Origin of the sequence: uncultured Brachyspira sp., assembly GCF_910578695.1 — a bacterium.
Classification (GTDB): domain Bacteria; phylum Spirochaetota; class Brachyspiria; order Brachyspirales; family Brachyspiraceae; genus Brachyspira.
The window spans coordinates 1-16,925 of record NZ_CAJTQJ010000027.1 but is presented as its reverse complement, the minus strand read 5'-3'; the positions used below and the strand labels follow the sequence as shown (position 1 = coordinate 16,925).

Genomic DNA, 16,925 nt, shown 5'->3' with positions numbered 1-16,925 from the left:
TATATATAATATTTATGCCCAAAAAATAGCTATAGTATGCTGCTATTAGTGATAATTGTTATGCAGAAATTATAAAATATGTATAATAATGTTCTGTTTTTATAAGTAAATTCAGTATTATTATAAGTATGTATAAAATATACTTTTAATATAATCAAGCATTGTTTCATAAAATTGATGATTTTTTTTTATAAATCATAATACAAATATAAAAAAGCCATTTGATTTACTGCAGAAATTAAGAATATTGATGAAGCTCTATATCATATACAATATGTTTTATATTATCTGATATTTTGAGTTTATATATATTGATATTTTATCTGTATTATGTTAATATTATTATGTAAACTATATTATGATAATAAGATTATGATAACTAATACAGATATTAAAGATGAATATTTAAAAGAGAATTTAATAGCATATATAGGAAATAAGAGAAGACTTCTTCCTTTTATAAAAAATACAATATTATCTATACTTGAGGAAGATGGGAATATAAAAACTGCATTAGATTTATTTGCAGGAAGCGGAAGCGTTTCAAGACTTTTGAAAACTTTAAACTTGGAAGTTTATTCCAATGATTGGGAGTATTATTCTTATATTTTAAATTATGCTCATTTATCTATAGATATAGAAGATTTAGATAATATGTTTATTCATACAGGCGGAGCAGAAAATACTATAAATATGATTAATAGTATCAAATATATAGATGATGATGACAGATATATATCAAAATATTATGCACCTTTAAATGATGATAATCCTGATTTAATAAATGAAAGACTTTTTTATACGCATTATAATGCTGAAAGAATAGACATAATAAGAAATAATATAGATAAACTCTATAAAAATAATGCCATAAATAAAAAAGAGGCTTATTATTTAATGGCTTCTCTTATATATCAGGCTGCTACTCATACAAATACTTCAGGCGTTTTCAAGGCTTTTCATGCAGGATTTGGCGGAAGAAATAAAGATGCATTACATAGAATATTAGCTCCTATATCATTAAATAAAATACCTTTATACAGCGGAAAAAAATGCTATGTTAGTATGGAAGATGCTAATAAATTTGTAGTTAAAAATAAACATTTTGATTTAGTATATTTAGATCCTCCCTATAATCAGCATCAGTATGGAAGCAATTATCATTTATTGAATACTATAGCATTATGGGATAAACCCGCTATCAATAAAAATATATATATAAATGGTAAGAAGACGGATAAAGGCGGTATTAGAAAAGATTGGATAAAAACAAAATCTATGTACTGCTATAAAAAGACAGCTAAAGAAACTTTAATAAATTTATTAAATAATATAGATGCAAGACATATAGTTATGAGTTATTCTACTGACGGAATAATAGAATATGATGATTTGCTTTCTATACTTGGGAGCAGGGGAAAGTTAGAAATAGTTACTTCAGAGTATACTAAATACAGAGGTGCTAAAAGATCAATAGTTAATAAAACTAAAAATATAGAATATTTATTTGTAATTAATACTCAAAAAAGAAATTATAATAATATAAATAAAAAGTTAAAATATATAGAAAATATTAGACTGAAATTGTATAATCCAGTAGATTGTTCTAAAGATAGTATTATATTCAAATATGGAGAATATTCTATAGTATTAAATTTAAAATATTCTGTTCATATAATAAATAAAGATGAGATATGTAATGAACTTAAGAATAGAAGTTTAGAATATATAAAAATGTTTTCTTTATTTTTGGATAGATATATTAAAGATGATAATATTGAAGCTTTAAAAATATATTCTTATCATATTAATGCTGCTGTATTATCAAATGATATTAGGCTTATAAAATATTTTGGCGAATATATATTAAAGATATACAGCAGATTATGTTCTTCAAAATCAAATGAGTATTTATTTGATATTACTAATAATATTTTAGATATTATATCTTATTGCAATAATAATATCAGCATTATTTCTAAAATAAAAGAAAGAATAATTTATAATATTACGCATTCAAATATACCAGAAATTAATAAAAATAACTTGTTAATTAGACTTGAAAAATAATCAAAAAATATTATATTTAAAAAATGATATATTATATTTTTTAATTAAAGAGTAAATAATGTTAAAAATATTTATAAAATCAATAGCTTTATTGTATTTTGGGAGTTTATTATTATATTCTCAAAATAATACTTATGCAGATTCTGCTTTAAAAGCTATAAATGATTTAAGAGAAAATGCAGGTTTATATTTATTAGAAATTAATAATGAACTTAATAATATAGCAAATATTAGAGCAAAAGAGCTTGCTATTATTTTTTCACATACAAGACCTAATAATACTAGATATGATGAACTGCTTTATTTAAATAGAATAAGAGTATTTTCTTCAGATGAGAATATTGCTTATAGATTCAAAAATGCTGAAACAGTTATAAGTTATTGGATGAACTCTGAGCAGTATAAAATAAATATTTTAAGCGAAAAGTTTACACATGTCGGAATATCCCATTATTCTATTAATGGGGAAGATTTTTGGGTGGCAATATTTGCACAATTAAGAAGATAAATAATAAGTAAATATTATTATTATTCTATAAGATTTTTTATGTAATTATTAATAGAAATATTATAACTATCTATTATAAATATATTTTTTTCAACATTTTGATATATCAGATCATTAATGCTATTAGTCCTTATTATAATTGCTAATTCTGAATTTTTATTTTTCATAGCATTAGAAACAGATTTAATAGTTTCATTGATAGATTTATCTTTTTCTTGTATTTTTATCAAAACATGTTTATTTTTATATTTTTGTTTTAAAATGCCATCTATTGCTCTATTTCTTTGAACTATATTACAATCAATTTGATTTAATATATTTTTTTGAAAATCAGTTTTATTATCATATGCTTCTTTACCAATTTTTAATAATTTAGAATCTGTTTTTATAGGATTTTTTAAACGCTTTTCAGCTAATTCTACTGCGGATTTATTAATATCTATTCCAATATGCTTTCTATTAAGCAATTTTGCTGCTACTAAAGTAGTTCCGCTGCCCATAAATGGATCTATTATTATATCATTTATATTTGTAGACAGTAATATTATTTTTTCTAATAGTAAAATAGGTTTTTGTGTAGGATATCCTACTCTTTCTTTTGCTTTAGGATTTAGATATGGTATTTCCCATACATCTGATAGAGGTACTCCATTTTTTTCTTTTGATGTAACTAAATTTCCATTATCATTATATTGATATACTATTTTATTTTTATCATTTCTTCTTCTATTTTGCAGTATTTGATCTAAATTTGTTGTTAATGAATAATCTGTAAAAATTTTATTAAATGTAAAATTATCTGTTTTTGAATAGAAATATATATTTTGATGAGAATTTAATAGCCCTTTTTTAGAATTTGACCATCTTTTATATGTCCAAATAATTTCGCTTCTAAAATTATTTTTACCAAAAACATTATCAAGCAAAATTCTTAGATGATGAGAAGCCGAAGTATTACTATGTAAAAAAATACTGCCTGTTTTTTTTAAAACTCTTTTTATTTCTAATAGCCTTTTTATAATATATTCTAAATATTCATCTAATGAATTCCACTTATCATTGAATTCAAAATAATCTCCATCTTTATTATATAAGCTTTGATTCTTCTGAGTAAAAAAAGGAGGGTCTAAATATACCATATCAGCATATTCATCTTCAAATCGGCTTAATGCATTTAAACAATCATCATTTATTAACATTACTTATCCTTATGATTATTTATATGCAATATCTTCAAGTATTTTTAATAAATTAATATTAGTTGTTTTATAAATATATTCCCAAGCATCATTTCCAAAATAATATTCCCCGCCTACACCATCATACAAAGTCTTAATAGCTTCTTGTATTTTTTTTGCTTGTTCTCTATTTGGATAATAAAACATTATTCTTATTGGTATAAAATTATGATTTTTTATTACTTGTATTCTAGTATGTTCTTTAATTATATGGTCTCCGTCAGTAGTAGCATCTCTCCATTTAATTTCATAAGCTTTATTATCTACTAAAAAATCTATTTCAAAATTTTTAGGTTTAGATCCTATATTATTTTTAACTTTGTATTTTTCTTTTATATTATTATATTTATGTTTAAAGCATAAAATTGCAGCTTCTTGTAGAAAATTTCCAGCATAATTATATAGAAATCTTCCTTTATTTTGATATTCATCTATTAATTTACCTTCTGTATCTGTAATACCAAGTACTTTATATATTAAAATATGATCAAAATTATCATTTTTTATCTCTTCATTTCTTTCTTTTATTTTTTGAGATAATTCATTTCTGTATCTAAATGCTAATTCATTAATAGATTTTATAATATTATTATTCATATTGAGAAAAATCCAGCCGATATAATTATTATAAATATAATATATTAGTTTAGTATGGTGTCAAGTATTTTCTTTCTTATAGTTTCTATATTGGTATTATTTTTTGCACTTATTAGTACAGCATCATCATAGTAAGTATATATTTTATTTTTTTGTATTTCATCTATACTATCGCTTTTATTAAATATCACTATTCGTTTTATATGAGAGGCATCTATTTCTTTTATTATAGTTTCAACTTGAATAAGCTTTTCTTCTATATTTTCATCGCCCGCATCAGCCAAATGTAAAAGCAAATCAGCCTCAACAACTTCAGATAATGTAGATTTAAAAGATGCAATCAAAGTATGAGGAAGTCTGTCTATAAATCCTACAGTATCGCTTATTATAGCTTCTACAGGAGAATCATCAGAGAGATAAAGCTTTCTTGTATGAGTGTCCAATGTTGCAAATAATTTATCTTCTGCATAAACATTCTCTTTACAAAGTAAATTAAATAATGTGCTTTTCCCAGCATTAGTATATCCCACTATTGCAACTCTGAATGCATTTCCTCTTCCTTTTCTTCCTACGCCTGCAGATTTTTCAACTTTGCTTAATTGAGATTTTAATTTATGTATACGCTCTCTTGCTCTTCTTCTATCATATTCTAACTGCTTTTCTCCTGCTCCTCCTCTTAATCCTATTCCTCCTTTTATTTGGCTTAAATTGGTTCTTTTACCTTTTAATCTTGGGTATTCAAATTCTAAAAACGCCAATTCCACCTGCATTTTAGCAGTCATAGTTTTTGCCCTTATAGCAAATATTTCTAATATTATTTCCGTTCTTGTGAGTGCTGTTATATTAGAGTTCTCTTCTATAGCATTAACCTGAGAGCCGCTTAATTCATTATCAAATATAAAATATTCTGCATTATCGATTAAAGCATTTTCTTTTAAACTTTCTAATTTTCCTATGCCTATATAAGTTCTAGCTGATATTTTAGGCTGTATAAATGAATATCTTTCTATTACTTTATATCCTGCAGTATTGCATAACATATAAAGTTCATTTAGTATATTTTCAGAATTTATTTTATTATTCTTGTACTGCTTAGTGTCGGATACGAATATTATATATGCTCTTTTTATATTTTCATTTTTCATAAAAAGTTTAACCAATCACTAATGAATTATAAAGTTCTATTGTTTTATCAGATAAATATTGATTTTTTCTTAAAACAAATGTAATAGATTCTAATACAACTTCTAAAAATGCATTATCAAAATCTATAAAAATTTTTTCTCTGATTTTATCAGCAGTTTCAAGTTTACGCGAAGGTTCAAGATAATCAGCAGCATATATTATTTTTTCAAGCATACTCATATCGGCATGTCCTACTGTATGGCTTTCTACAGCATTTAAAATTTCTTTGTCCGTTATATTAAATTCTTTTTCTGCAATTATAGAACTTACCCTAGAATGAAGCAAAGCACCTGTTATATGTTTTGGATATTCAATATTATCGTTTTCAAATATAATTTTACGCATATCATCATCTTTATATCTTTTTCCCAAATCATGACATAATGCAGCAATTGAAGCTTTTTGAGTATCTATATTATATTTTTCAGCTATTTCAATAGAAAGCTCTCTAGCTGAAAGTATATGTTTTTCTCTGAAAGGCAGATATTCTTTTATGTATTTTACTATTTCTAATTCCTGATTATTAAATTTTTTCATATAATGCACTCTATAATAATTAAAATTAATATTTATAATTCATCTTTTTTCATTTGAGATGTATTAAAAGGACTAAACCTTAAACCTATTTGCAAACCGAAACCAAAGCTGTCTGTTGATATATATTTCTTTTTATCTATTTTTTGTCTAACACCAAATTCATAATTCAAATATAGTCCGAAATTTGCCCCTATATTATAATTATTAAATACAGAATAATCAAATGTTAACTTTATATAAGGTATAATATTCATTTTATCATATTTATTTACTATTTCCGCCGTATTCATTTTACTGCCTGATGATGTATAATTAGTACCGTATTTAGTTATTCTTTCTTCTGAATTTCCAGCTATAGGAATTTTTAATCCTCCTCCAACTCCTATAGAAAAATCTTTAATATTTACTTTCGGCAGAACACCTATTTGAAAGCTATGAAATGAAGCTGAATTTACTATTTTTATATCTGAATTGGAATGCATAGAATATGAATAAGTATCATAACTATATCCTGCTTCTCCTAAAATACTAAGTCCTATTTTATTTTTAAAATCTATTACATATCCGAATTGAGCTGTAACCCCAATATCAAAACCTGCATCAATTTTTCTAGTATTTCCCTGTATTTTGCCTATAGGTATTCCTACAGAAATTCCTAGAGGTACATTTATTAAAGCTTCAAATCCGCTTGCTGCTGAAAGGGATAAGTTAATTGATATAAAAATACTTATCATCAATAATAATTTTTTCATATTACAATTAAGTCCTTATATTACTTTTTATTAATTTAAATATATATTTTTTTATAAATTAAAGTTTTTCTATTTATTTATTATTGCTAGCTATAAACTTTATATTATTGCTAATAAAAATTGTTCGCTTAAAAAGTATAGCAAATGAATTTGCTATACGCTCACAATTTTTATATTTAGCTTTCTAGTATTTAAAAAAATTTATTTTATATTATTGCTAGCGATAAACTCGCTTAATAATAGCTGACAACTTCCTTATGTCAGTTGCCAGCTACTCGTTTATCTTTATTGTTGCTAGCTATAAACTCGCTTTAAATTAGCTAATAACCTCCTTAATGTCGGTTATTAGCTGTTCGTTTATAGCTTGAAAATATTTCTTACAACTTTTCTATTTCTTATTTACTAATAAAAAACTTGTTCGTTAGTTACATCCTGCCATTCTGCGAATGTCAGGCACTCACAAGTTTTTTATTTTTTATTTATATTTATAAAAATTACTACCTTACAAGTTTTCTATTTCTTCTATGCTTAAGCCTGTATATTTAGAAATTATATTAAAATCTACTTCGTCTTTCTTCATATTTCTAGCCATTGATATCTGAGTTTCTTTAATACCTTCTTCTTTTCCTCTTTCTATTCCTTTCTCTATACCTTCTTTAATGCCTTCCTCTTTTCCTAATCTTCTTTCTTCAGCAAGCATTATTTGATTACCATACAAATATGCTTCCTTTTTTTCGTATTCCATCATCATTAATTTACTTTTAATAAAATTATTATATTTTTTATGAACCTCTTCCATTAAAGGTTTTTCTCTTACTATTTCAGACATAGAAGCCTCCACATTTTTTGATGTAAAAAAATTAAGCCAGCAATTTAAATCTTTGGATAATAAAATTATTCTTAAATTTTTTTAATTCTATTATATGTATTTGCAGGTGGTCTGTTAATAACTTTTTATTATTAATTTCATAAAGCATATAACAGGAATGAATATTTTTTGTTTTTTTATCTAAATTAAAATTAAGAAGATTGATACTAATTATAGGTGTAAGCTCATCATACCTTTCACCGTCTTTTAATAATTTACTATAATTAACAGCCCAGTAATAGAGTATTCTTTATGGAAAACTTGAATTTCCTTGAAGCTGAATTTCTATTATAACTACAGTTCCGTTTTGTGTTATGCATTTAACATCGCCTTCGGCGAAGGATTCATTATTTCAATTTTTTCAAAAGCCGTAAAATTCAAATCTTTGAATACTGAATTGATAAAATTTAAAACTATATTTTCATTACCAGTATACGAAAATAAATAGCGTACAAAATAATAATTTATAATAATAAAAAATAATTAAAAAAAGTGAGCCGAAGCCAGCAAATAAATTTATTTATTTGCTTATTATGGGCGTAGGCGAGCATAGCAATAAAAACTAATAATTTGAAATAAAATTCTTGCAATTAAGATATAAATTATTTATAATCATAAAATACTTTACTTTAAAATATTTTTTAAAAAAACTTTACTTTCAGGAAACTATTATGAGATATTTGATACTGCATGGTCATTTTTATCAGCCTCCAAGAGAAAATCCTTTCTTAGGCGAAATACAAAAAGAACCAAGTGCTTCTCCTGCTCATGATTGGAATGAAAGAATCACAAATGAATGCTACAGCCCAAATGCATATTCCAGAATATTAGACGGATACGGAAGAATAAATGATATGTCTAATAACTATGAATATATGAGTTTTAATTTCGGACCTACGCTTTTAGATTATATAGCAAAAACAAGAAAAGATTTATTAGAACGCATAATAGAAGCAGATAAAAAAAGTATAGATAGATTAGGATATGGAAATGCAATAGCTCAGGTTTATAATCATATCATACTTCCTTTAGCCAAAAAAGAAGATATGAGAGTACAAATAAAATGGGGCTTATATAATTTTGAAAAATATTTCGGAAGAAAATCAAGCGGAATATGGCTTTCAGAAACAGCAATAAATTTAGATGTGGTTGATGCCTTATATGACTGCGGAGTAAAGTTTACAATATTATCTCCATATCAGGCACATTATGTAAAAAATATAACAACATTAGATGTATCAGACGGTAAAATCGATACTTCAAAACCATATTGGCTGTACGGACATAACGGCAAAAGGATTATAGTTTTTTTCTATGATCCCTATATATCTCAGGCAATAGCATTTGAACATCTTCTAACTTCTTCTGATAAACTTGCAGAAAGAATAAGAAATGCTTATGGCGAAAGGAAACTTGTTAATATAGCTACTGACGGAGAAAGCTATGGACATCATGAGCCATTTGCCGATATGTGTTTAGCAAGATATTTCAAAGAAAATGTTAATTATGACGGAATTACTCCTACTAACTATGAACATTATTTAAATATACATCCGCCTATGGAAGAAGTTATACTTCATAGCGGCACAGGAGGAAGAGGAACTTCTTGGAGCTGTTCTCACGGTGTAGAAAGATGGCGAAGTAATTGCGGATGCGGCGGCTGGGACGGATGTGATTTATCTTGGAGAGGTCCTTTAAGAGAGGCTTTCGATATTTTAAGAAAAATGCAGGATAAATTATTTAATACTTTTTTAAACTTTACTGATGAAACTAGAAACTCTTTAAGAGAAGAATATGTACGGGCTATATACAATGATTTAGATGCAAAAGATTTATATGAAATATGCAGCAAATATATATCATTTAAAGAATTTATATTTTTAATGGAATCTTATAAATATTCATTATTTACATATACATCATGCGGCTGGTTCTTTGAAGATGTATCAAGATTAGAGCCTGTAAAAAATATGCAGTATGCTGAACAGTCATTCCATTATGCAAGATTATTAGTAAAGGATAAAAAATTATCTTTTGTAGATGAAGCCCATAAAGAATTTGTAGAAATGCTTGAAAAATCTATAAGCAATAAGCCTGAACACCATAATGCTAAATATTTCTATGAAAAAGAAGCTAAAGTTGATGTATTTATAAAACTTTATATTATCAATTATTTTACATTTAATCTTATGTCAGGCGAATATAAAGATACAAATATTAATATTTTTAAACATGAAGTAAAAGCAATAAAAGTAGAACAAAACTATATAGAAGGAATATTAATAGATAATATAGATTCGGATATATATTTCAAAGTTAATACTTCTAATGAAAATCATGAATTAAAAAATCAAATACAAATATCAGAAGATTCTAATAAATTAAATGAAAGTACAATTTATACAATGTATTTAAAAGATTTAACTTCAGATATAAGGGACAAATTCGCTGACAATTTATTTAAAGATGATATAAAAAAATTGGACGCTTTAATGCATCAGCTGTTTCCTGAATACAAAAAACTTTTTGAATATTTTCATTTTAATAATATTACTCCTGATTATGACTATAGAAGAATAATGGGTGCTATGGCTTCGCCGATACTTAGAGAAAAAATAGCAGAAAAAGGAAGAGAGGCTTATAATGAAGTATCAAAAAATTTAAAAGATGCAAGGAACGCAGGAATATTTATATCAAACAGCGGTATATCAAATTTAATCGGAGATAATATAAAAAATGCTTTAAACTCACTATATGAAACAGGAAATGCTTTGATAATATATGATATACTTAAAGACATAAAATTTCTATCAAATAATGATATGCCTATAGATAGAAATACTTTTGAAAATATATTCTATAAAATACTTCTAAGATATAAAAATGCTGATATAAAATTTAATGACGATGAAAAAAATTCATTTAAAGAATTGGGATATTGGCTTAATTTCAATATGGACAATATATAATAATTTTTTTATTTACTGCTGTCAGAATTTGTTTCATTAATATTTCTCATTATTAAACTCCCATTAATCAGACTTAGTATTACAGTGAATGAATTATTAGTAAAGCATTCTACATTTATTTTTATTACTTTTCCGTCATCGGAAGAATTTTTAGCAAGCTCTATTTTACCGTCATCTTTTTTGCCGAAATTGTAATTTGTAGTAATATAATACCCTTCATTTTTCCATAAATAATTAGCATATTTAACGCTATAGTTAAGCATATCATCAACATTATTGAAAGTAAATATCTTTATATCATCTTCTATTTCATCTATTTTAGGATGTATATTTAATCCTGTAACTTTATTTACAGAAGATACAGCATCATTTTTTATAGTATATAATTCCTCAAAAGGCTTATCTTTGGAAAGAAATAAATATGTTATTAATGATGCTGCAATTATAGTTATAATAGTCGGTATTATTTTTTTCATATTAATAAAGTCCTATTTTTCATTAAAATCTTTTATAACCTCATTTTTACAAATAATATTAGCTATTATTTTATTATCTTTTTTTAATTTTAGTATTCCCAAAATCACATATATAGAAAATACTGCAAATGAAAATATAGGTCCTAAATTATGTTCTATATGAGAAAGTTTGCTTATATATTCTCCTAAAAAATACCCTATTATAAGACATAGCAAAGGTATTACATAAACAAAAAAATTAGTCCCTCTTTTTAGTTCTTCAACTTCTATAACAACACTATCTCCCTTACTTGCATTAATGTTATTGAATGCTCTAAGAACAACAGGTTTGCTAGAATTACATATAGTACATCCGTCGCAGCTTGAACTTCTCTGCAATTCAACTTTAGCTACATTATCATTGTATGTTTCCAATACTAGGGCAAATTCTCTTTTCATTATAACTCCTTTTTTATATATATTATCATAATTTTTTAAAGTTTTTACAAAATAAAAATACTTCTCTGCTTTCATCTCTTGAGCTTTTAGGTTTGAATACATTTACAGAATCAAAATATTCATAAAGCTCTTTTTTAAACATTTGTAAATCTTTTCCATCAAAAACTTTTATAAAAAAATGTCCGCCATTTTTTAAAACCTCCTTAGCCAAATTAAATATAGACTTGCATAAAGAAATAGAACGAAAATGATTAGTTTCTCTATCTGATGTAGTATTGGGCATAGCATCGCTCACTACAACATCAAATAAAATATCATTAAATACAGAAATATCTATTTCCTTTATATCACCTAATATAAATGTAAATCTTTGATGTGCAAATGAATTAGGAAGTATATCTACTCCTACTACAGAACCTTTTTTCAATATTTTATTAAGCATATACTGGCTGAAAGATCCCGGAGAACAGCCTATATCCAATACTATATCAGAAGATTTTATAAACTTAAATTTATTTTGAGCCTCCTCTAATTTGAATACGCTTCTAGCTTTATAATTTTCTTCCTTTGCTTTTTTAAAATAAAAATCCTGTACCTTTCTCATCTATAATCCAACATTTCAAAATAAAAATTAGCTGTTATTATAATATAAAATTTAAAATAAAAAAGCAATAGATATTATCTACTGCTTTCATTATAAAAAAGTAACATATATAAAATTTATAAATGCTACTCTGTTCTAGTAACACCTACAGGCAAACTTACAAGATAAGATTTAGCAACCAAATTTTCAAGTCTTTTTATACCTACTATATCAATTCTTGACATTGCAGCATATCTTATAGCATCAGGGCTAATCATAGCATAAGTTATAAGAATGCTGTTAGCTATATTAGCATTAACTGAATGTTCATATAAATTAACAAGCTCATCATTAAATATAGGGCTATAAGAAGTTCTAAAATAAATTATCTTTTTAGGAGAATGTATGCTGCTGCTCTCTTTTGCAAAAACTATTAAATATTTTTTATCAGTAGTTTTTAAAGAATATGGAATAAGCCCCATACTTGCTGTCACTTTTAAAGCAGCTTCTATAAATTCTTCACCCTCCAATTTGAAGAATTTTTTAAGACTCTCGCTGTATCTTGAATCTTTAAGACGATTAAGTTTTTCATTAGCATCTTTATAATTAGGAGCTAATACAACTATTTCTTCTAATATTTCAATAGATTTATCAGCATTTTTAACTATATCATAACATTCAGAAAGAGTGTATAGTATCTCCAAATTTAATTCTTTATCATAACTTTCATAGCTTACAGCCTTTTCTAAAGTTTTTATAGCAGATTCTATATTTTCTAATTTTATATAACAAAGTCCCATTTCATACAATGACTTGACAGAATATTCTTTATCTTTATATGAATTAGAGTAATATTTTATGGCTGTTTTATAATCTTCTCTTCCTCTATAGGCTTTAGCCAAATTATAATTTAATGAACTGTCATCAGGAGTTTTTTCATGCATATTAGTCATAGAAGTAATAGCATCATTGAACTTTCCTATATTAACAAAACAGAAAGCCCTATATTTTAAAGCATCAGAATTATTAGGCTGAATATCCAAAGCTTCATCAAAATATTTTATAGCCATATCATACTGTCTGTTTTCATAATATATAATGCCTATTTTTATAGAAGCTGTTAATTTGTATTCATCAATCTTAAAAAGAGTAAGGTATTGTGCTAATGCTTCTTCTTTTCTTTCTATTTCACTTAAAGCCTTAGCCAATGATAAAATAGTATCAGGAGATTTATCGCCGTCATCTATAGCATGCCTATATTCAACTATGGCAAAAGAATATTCGCCCATATTAGCATAACAATCGCCTATCATAGAATGTATTTTAGCTCTTTTTATACCTGCACTATCTTTAGATAAAATATCTTTAAGCTTTAATAAAGCCATATCATTTTTACCTTCGCTGATAAATTTATTAACTTTATCAATATCCGAAGTTTTAATTGATAATTTGCTAAATAATAATTTTTTTACTATAAGCCAAAGTGTAATGAATACACATATAAATACTATAATCGCAATACTATAATTCATATTTACTCTACATTTTAAATTTATACTATATATAAATTCGGAATTATTTTTTTTTCTATTAATTTTTTTATTCTATAAAATTATTTCTGCCTTATTAATCTAACAAATATTTTAAAAATTTCAGCAGCTAAAATAATAATAAATGAAATCCCTATAATTTTCAACCAAGTATTAAAACTTAAAGGCACTGTATTGAAAAATCCGCCTGCAAATTGAGTTGCTAATATCTGCAACACAAATGCAGCCGCCATACTTAAAAGCATTAATTTATTATTAAAAAAATATTTAAATATACTGTCATATCCCAATTCTCTGCTATTAAATGAATTGAATATCTGAAGCATTACGAACATAGAAAATAAAACAGAAGACTGCTGAGACTCATCAATATTAAGTATATTAAGCTTGCTTTGAAGCATAAATAATACTATCATTACAGAAGCTGAAAATACTATTTTAAATATCATTCTTTTCGTTACAATACTAGCATTTCTTTTTATAGGCATTCTTTTCATCAAATTACTTCTAATAGGCTCAAGCCCCAAAGCAATAGCAGGAGGTCCGTCCATAATAATATTTATCCATAATAATTGTACAGCAGAAAAAGGAGATTTTAAACCTGTTAAAGTTGATATAAGTACAACTACAACAGAAGCCAAATTAACTGTAAGCTGAAACTGTATAAATCTTTGAAAATTATCATATATTCCTCTGCCCCATTGTACTGCTTTAACTATAGTAGCAAAAGAATCATTAAGAAGAACTATATCGCTAGCCTCTTTAGAAACTTCTGTTCCTGTTATACCCATAGCAATACCTACATCAGCATTCTTAATAGCAGGAGCATCATTTATACCGTCTCCTGTAACTGCAACTACATTACCCATATATTTTAAAGCATTCACAACACGCATTTTTATTGCAGGAGTGCTTCTCGCTATTACAGATATTTTACTGAGATTCTGATTTAATGCAGTATCGTCCATAGCATCAATATCTTTCGCCTCAAGTACGATACTATTTTCGTCAAGCATTTTTAATTCTCTTGCTATTGCCTTTGCTGTAACAATATTATCCCCTGTAAGCATTTTTATATTTATCCCTGCACTTTTACATTTATTAACTGCATCATAAACCTCCTTTCTTACTGGATCAGATATTACTGCAAATCCATCGTATATCATAGAGCTTTCTAATTTTTCTCTGATATTTTCTGCATTGCTGTCAGCTGTTTTATGGGCAAATGCTATAACTCTCTTAGCTTCATTTTGGAATTTTTCTATCTCCTCTTCAATGAACTTCTTTTCATCATCACTCATACTGCATATAGACATTATTTTTTCAGGACTTCCCTTTGAAAATACTACAGTTTCATTATCTATTTTTACAACTGTTGTCATATTTTTGGTATCAGATGAAAAAGGATATTCATATATAATTTCTGCCATTTCTCTTATTTCTTTATAATGAAAACCAGATTTATTTACAGCTAATAATAAAGCACATTCCGTAGGATTACCTAAAAACTTAACCTGATTATTTTTATAATCAATATCTGCAGTAGAATTAATTGAAAAATTTTTAATAATATTTTCGTCTCTAATATTTTCAGGCTCAGTATATTTATGTTTTGTAAATAATGTATTTAAAGTCATTTTATTTTCTGTAAGCGTACCTGTCTTATCAGAACATATAACATTAACACTGCCTATAGTTTCACATGCAGCCATTTTCTTTACTAATGCATTTTGCCTAGCCATTTTTATAATATTAACAGATAAAGAAACAGCAACTATTGTAGGCAAGCCTTCAGGAACTGATGCAACAATCAATACTATACTTGTAATAAAAGCCTCTGAAATAGTTTCAAAACTAGCATTTCCAGTCCTTATAAAATTAAATGCTTGAATAATAAATACTATCACTGCAGCAGTTATTCCGAAAATAGCTATTTTTTTACCGAGTTCTGCAAGTTTCTCCTGTAAAGGAGTAGAAGTTTTATGAGTTTTTGAAAGCTCTCTTGCTATTTTTCCAAACTCTGTAGCATCGCCAACAGAAGTAACTATCATTTTTCCATTACCTGTAGTAACGAAAGAACCTGAATAAGCCATATTTATTCTTTCAGCTACAGGAGTTTTTTCATCTGTAATTACAGCTTCAGAATCTTTTTCTACAGGCTCGCTCTCTCCAGTTAAAGATGATTCATCTATATTCAAAGATACGCTTTCTATAAGTCTGCCGTCGGCTGAAAGTTTATTTCCTGTTTCTATAAAGGCAATATCTCCTACAAGCAAATCTTTTTGATTAATTATTTCTATATTACCGTCTCTTATGACTTTTACTCTTATATCTTCATTAATTTTATTTAAAGCTTCAAATGCCTTAGCACTTTTACCTTCCATAACGATAGTAATAGTAATAGATAAGCTTATAGCTATAAATATGCCTAAGCATTCAAGAAAATCAGTATGCTCTCCATTAAAATAGGCAATACTATTAACAGCAACCGCAATGATTCCTGCAAATATAAGCATAAGTATCATAGGCTCTTTCAATGATTCTAATATTTTTTGAAATAATGAAATATTTTTTTCTTTTGTAAAAATATTCTGCCCATATTTTTCTAAGCTTAATTTTCTTCCCTCTTCATTCAATCCGATTTTTGTATTAGTATTAAGAGTTTTTATAATATCATCTTTACTGCCTAAAAAGCTATCCATACAAATTAAACCTCCATTTAATTATTGTTTTTTATAAAAAGCATAAAAAAAGACTCATGTATAAATAAACCTTCAAAATATTATGATTACTTTAAAAGTTTATCTATACTTGAGTCTCATTAATTAAGGCTAGCCAAACTTATAACAAATTAATAATTATATGATATAAGCTGCGATTGTTGACTTTGCCGCGTAAAATACGCTAACTACTCCCTCAAGAGCATTTTTATTATTGATATATAATAACAAATAATAAAATAATGTCAAGTTTTTTTTATTATTACTAACTTAAAACTTAATACAATCATCTTATATATTTAAAATCATTTTTAATAATCACTGCAGTTTTTAACAATGGAGAACTCTCATAACTTTTCTAATCATATTTAAAATTCTATATAAATAAAAAATAGTTATAAATAAAAAAATTATTTTAAGAGCTTCATCTTTTA

Annotated in this window: 13 protein-coding genes and 1 pseudogene; 3 read left to right on the top strand and 11 right to left on the bottom strand. The window is 25.8% G+C overall.

Going from position 1 to position 16,925, the window contains the following annotated elements; translation table 11 throughout:
• The first annotated feature begins 372 nt into the window (after positions 1-372).
• Complete coding sequence (locus QZ288_RS08120; RefSeq protein WP_295157490.1) at positions 373-2,070, top strand: DNA adenine methylase; 1,698 nt, start codon at positions 373-375, stop codon at positions 2,068-2,070.
• A 58-nt stretch (positions 2,071-2,128) separates the two neighbouring features.
• Entirely contained in the window at positions 2,129-2,578 is a 450-nt protein-coding gene (locus QZ288_RS08115; protein WP_295157487.1) for a CAP domain-containing protein, read from the top strand.
• Positions 2,579-2,598: 20 nt separating this feature from the next.
• Here the strand turns inward: QZ288_RS08115 and QZ288_RS08110 are convergent, their stop codons facing one another.
• From QZ288_RS08110 to QZ288_RS08085, 6 genes and pseudogenes are all read right to left on the bottom strand, one after another.
• Positions 2,599-3,777: a site-specific DNA-methyltransferase gene (locus QZ288_RS08110; protein ID WP_295157484.1), complete on the bottom strand. Its 1,179-nt coding sequence runs from the start codon at positions 3,775-3,777 to the stop codon at positions 2,599-2,601.
• Positions 3,778-3,792: 15 nt separating this feature from the next.
• Positions 3,793-4,413, bottom strand: coding sequence for an ApaLI family restriction endonuclease (locus QZ288_RS08105; protein ID WP_295157481.1), 621 nt, complete (start codon positions 4,411-4,413; stop codon positions 3,793-3,795).
• A gap of 44 nt (positions 4,414-4,457) precedes the next feature.
• Positions 4,458-5,558 carry a GTPase HflX gene (hflX, locus tag QZ288_RS08100; protein WP_295157478.1) on the bottom strand — a complete coding sequence of 367 codons (1,101 nt, stop codon included), beginning with the start codon at positions 5,556-5,558 and terminating at the stop codon, positions 4,458-4,460.
• Positions 5,559-5,565: 7 nt separating this feature from the next.
• Positions 5,566-6,135, bottom strand: a complete 570-nt coding sequence (gene yqeK / locus QZ288_RS08095) for a bis(5'-nucleosyl)-tetraphosphatase (symmetrical) YqeK (RefSeq protein ID WP_295157475.1) — start codon at positions 6,133-6,135, stop codon at positions 5,566-5,568.
• 32 nt (positions 6,136-6,167) lie between these two features.
• The gene (locus tag QZ288_RS08090; RefSeq protein ID WP_295157472.1) at positions 6,168-6,887 is read right to left on the bottom strand and encodes a hypothetical protein; all 720 of its coding nucleotides are present in this window, start codon (positions 6,885-6,887) and stop codon (positions 6,168-6,170) included.
• 502 nt (positions 6,888-7,389) lie between these two features.
• Positions 7,390-8,229 (bottom strand): annotated as a pseudogene (locus QZ288_RS08085) (Rpn family recombination-promoting nuclease/putative transposase).
• Between the two features lie 197 nt (positions 8,230-8,426).
• Between QZ288_RS08085 and QZ288_RS08080 the strand changes: the two are divergent.
• Positions 8,427-10,724 carry a DUF3536 domain-containing protein gene (locus QZ288_RS08080; RefSeq protein ID WP_295157470.1) on the top strand — a complete coding sequence of 766 codons (2,298 nt, stop codon included), beginning with the start codon at positions 8,427-8,429 and terminating at the stop codon, positions 10,722-10,724.
• An 8-nt stretch (positions 10,725-10,732) separates the two neighbouring features.
• On the opposite strand, the gene QZ288_RS08075 is transcribed toward QZ288_RS08080, so the two are convergent.
• The 5 genes from QZ288_RS08075 to QZ288_RS08055 form a co-directional block, all read right to left on the bottom strand.
• Positions 10,733-11,200 (bottom strand): hypothetical protein, encoded by a 468-nt coding sequence (locus QZ288_RS08075; RefSeq protein WP_295157468.1) that lies wholly within the window; start codon positions 11,198-11,200, stop codon positions 10,733-10,735.
• A 12-nt stretch (positions 11,201-11,212) separates the two neighbouring features.
• Entirely contained in the window at positions 11,213-11,638 is a 426-nt protein-coding gene (locus tag QZ288_RS08070) for a SoxR reducing system RseC family protein (protein WP_295157466.1), read from the bottom strand.
• A gap of 25 nt (positions 11,639-11,663) precedes the next feature.
• Positions 11,664-12,242, bottom strand: coding sequence for an RlmE family RNA methyltransferase (locus QZ288_RS08065; RefSeq protein WP_295157463.1), 579 nt, complete (start codon positions 12,240-12,242; stop codon positions 11,664-11,666).
• Between the two features lie 125 nt (positions 12,243-12,367).
• Complete coding sequence (locus QZ288_RS08060; protein ID WP_295157460.1) at positions 12,368-13,753, bottom strand: tetratricopeptide repeat protein; 1,386 nt, start codon at positions 13,751-13,753, stop codon at positions 12,368-12,370.
• 80 nt (positions 13,754-13,833) lie between these two features.
• Positions 13,834-16,473 carry a calcium-translocating P-type ATPase, PMCA-type gene (locus tag QZ288_RS08055; protein ID WP_295157457.1) on the bottom strand — a complete coding sequence of 880 codons (2,640 nt, stop codon included), beginning with the start codon at positions 16,471-16,473 and terminating at the stop codon, positions 13,834-13,836.
• Positions 16,474-16,925 lie beyond the last annotated feature (452 nt).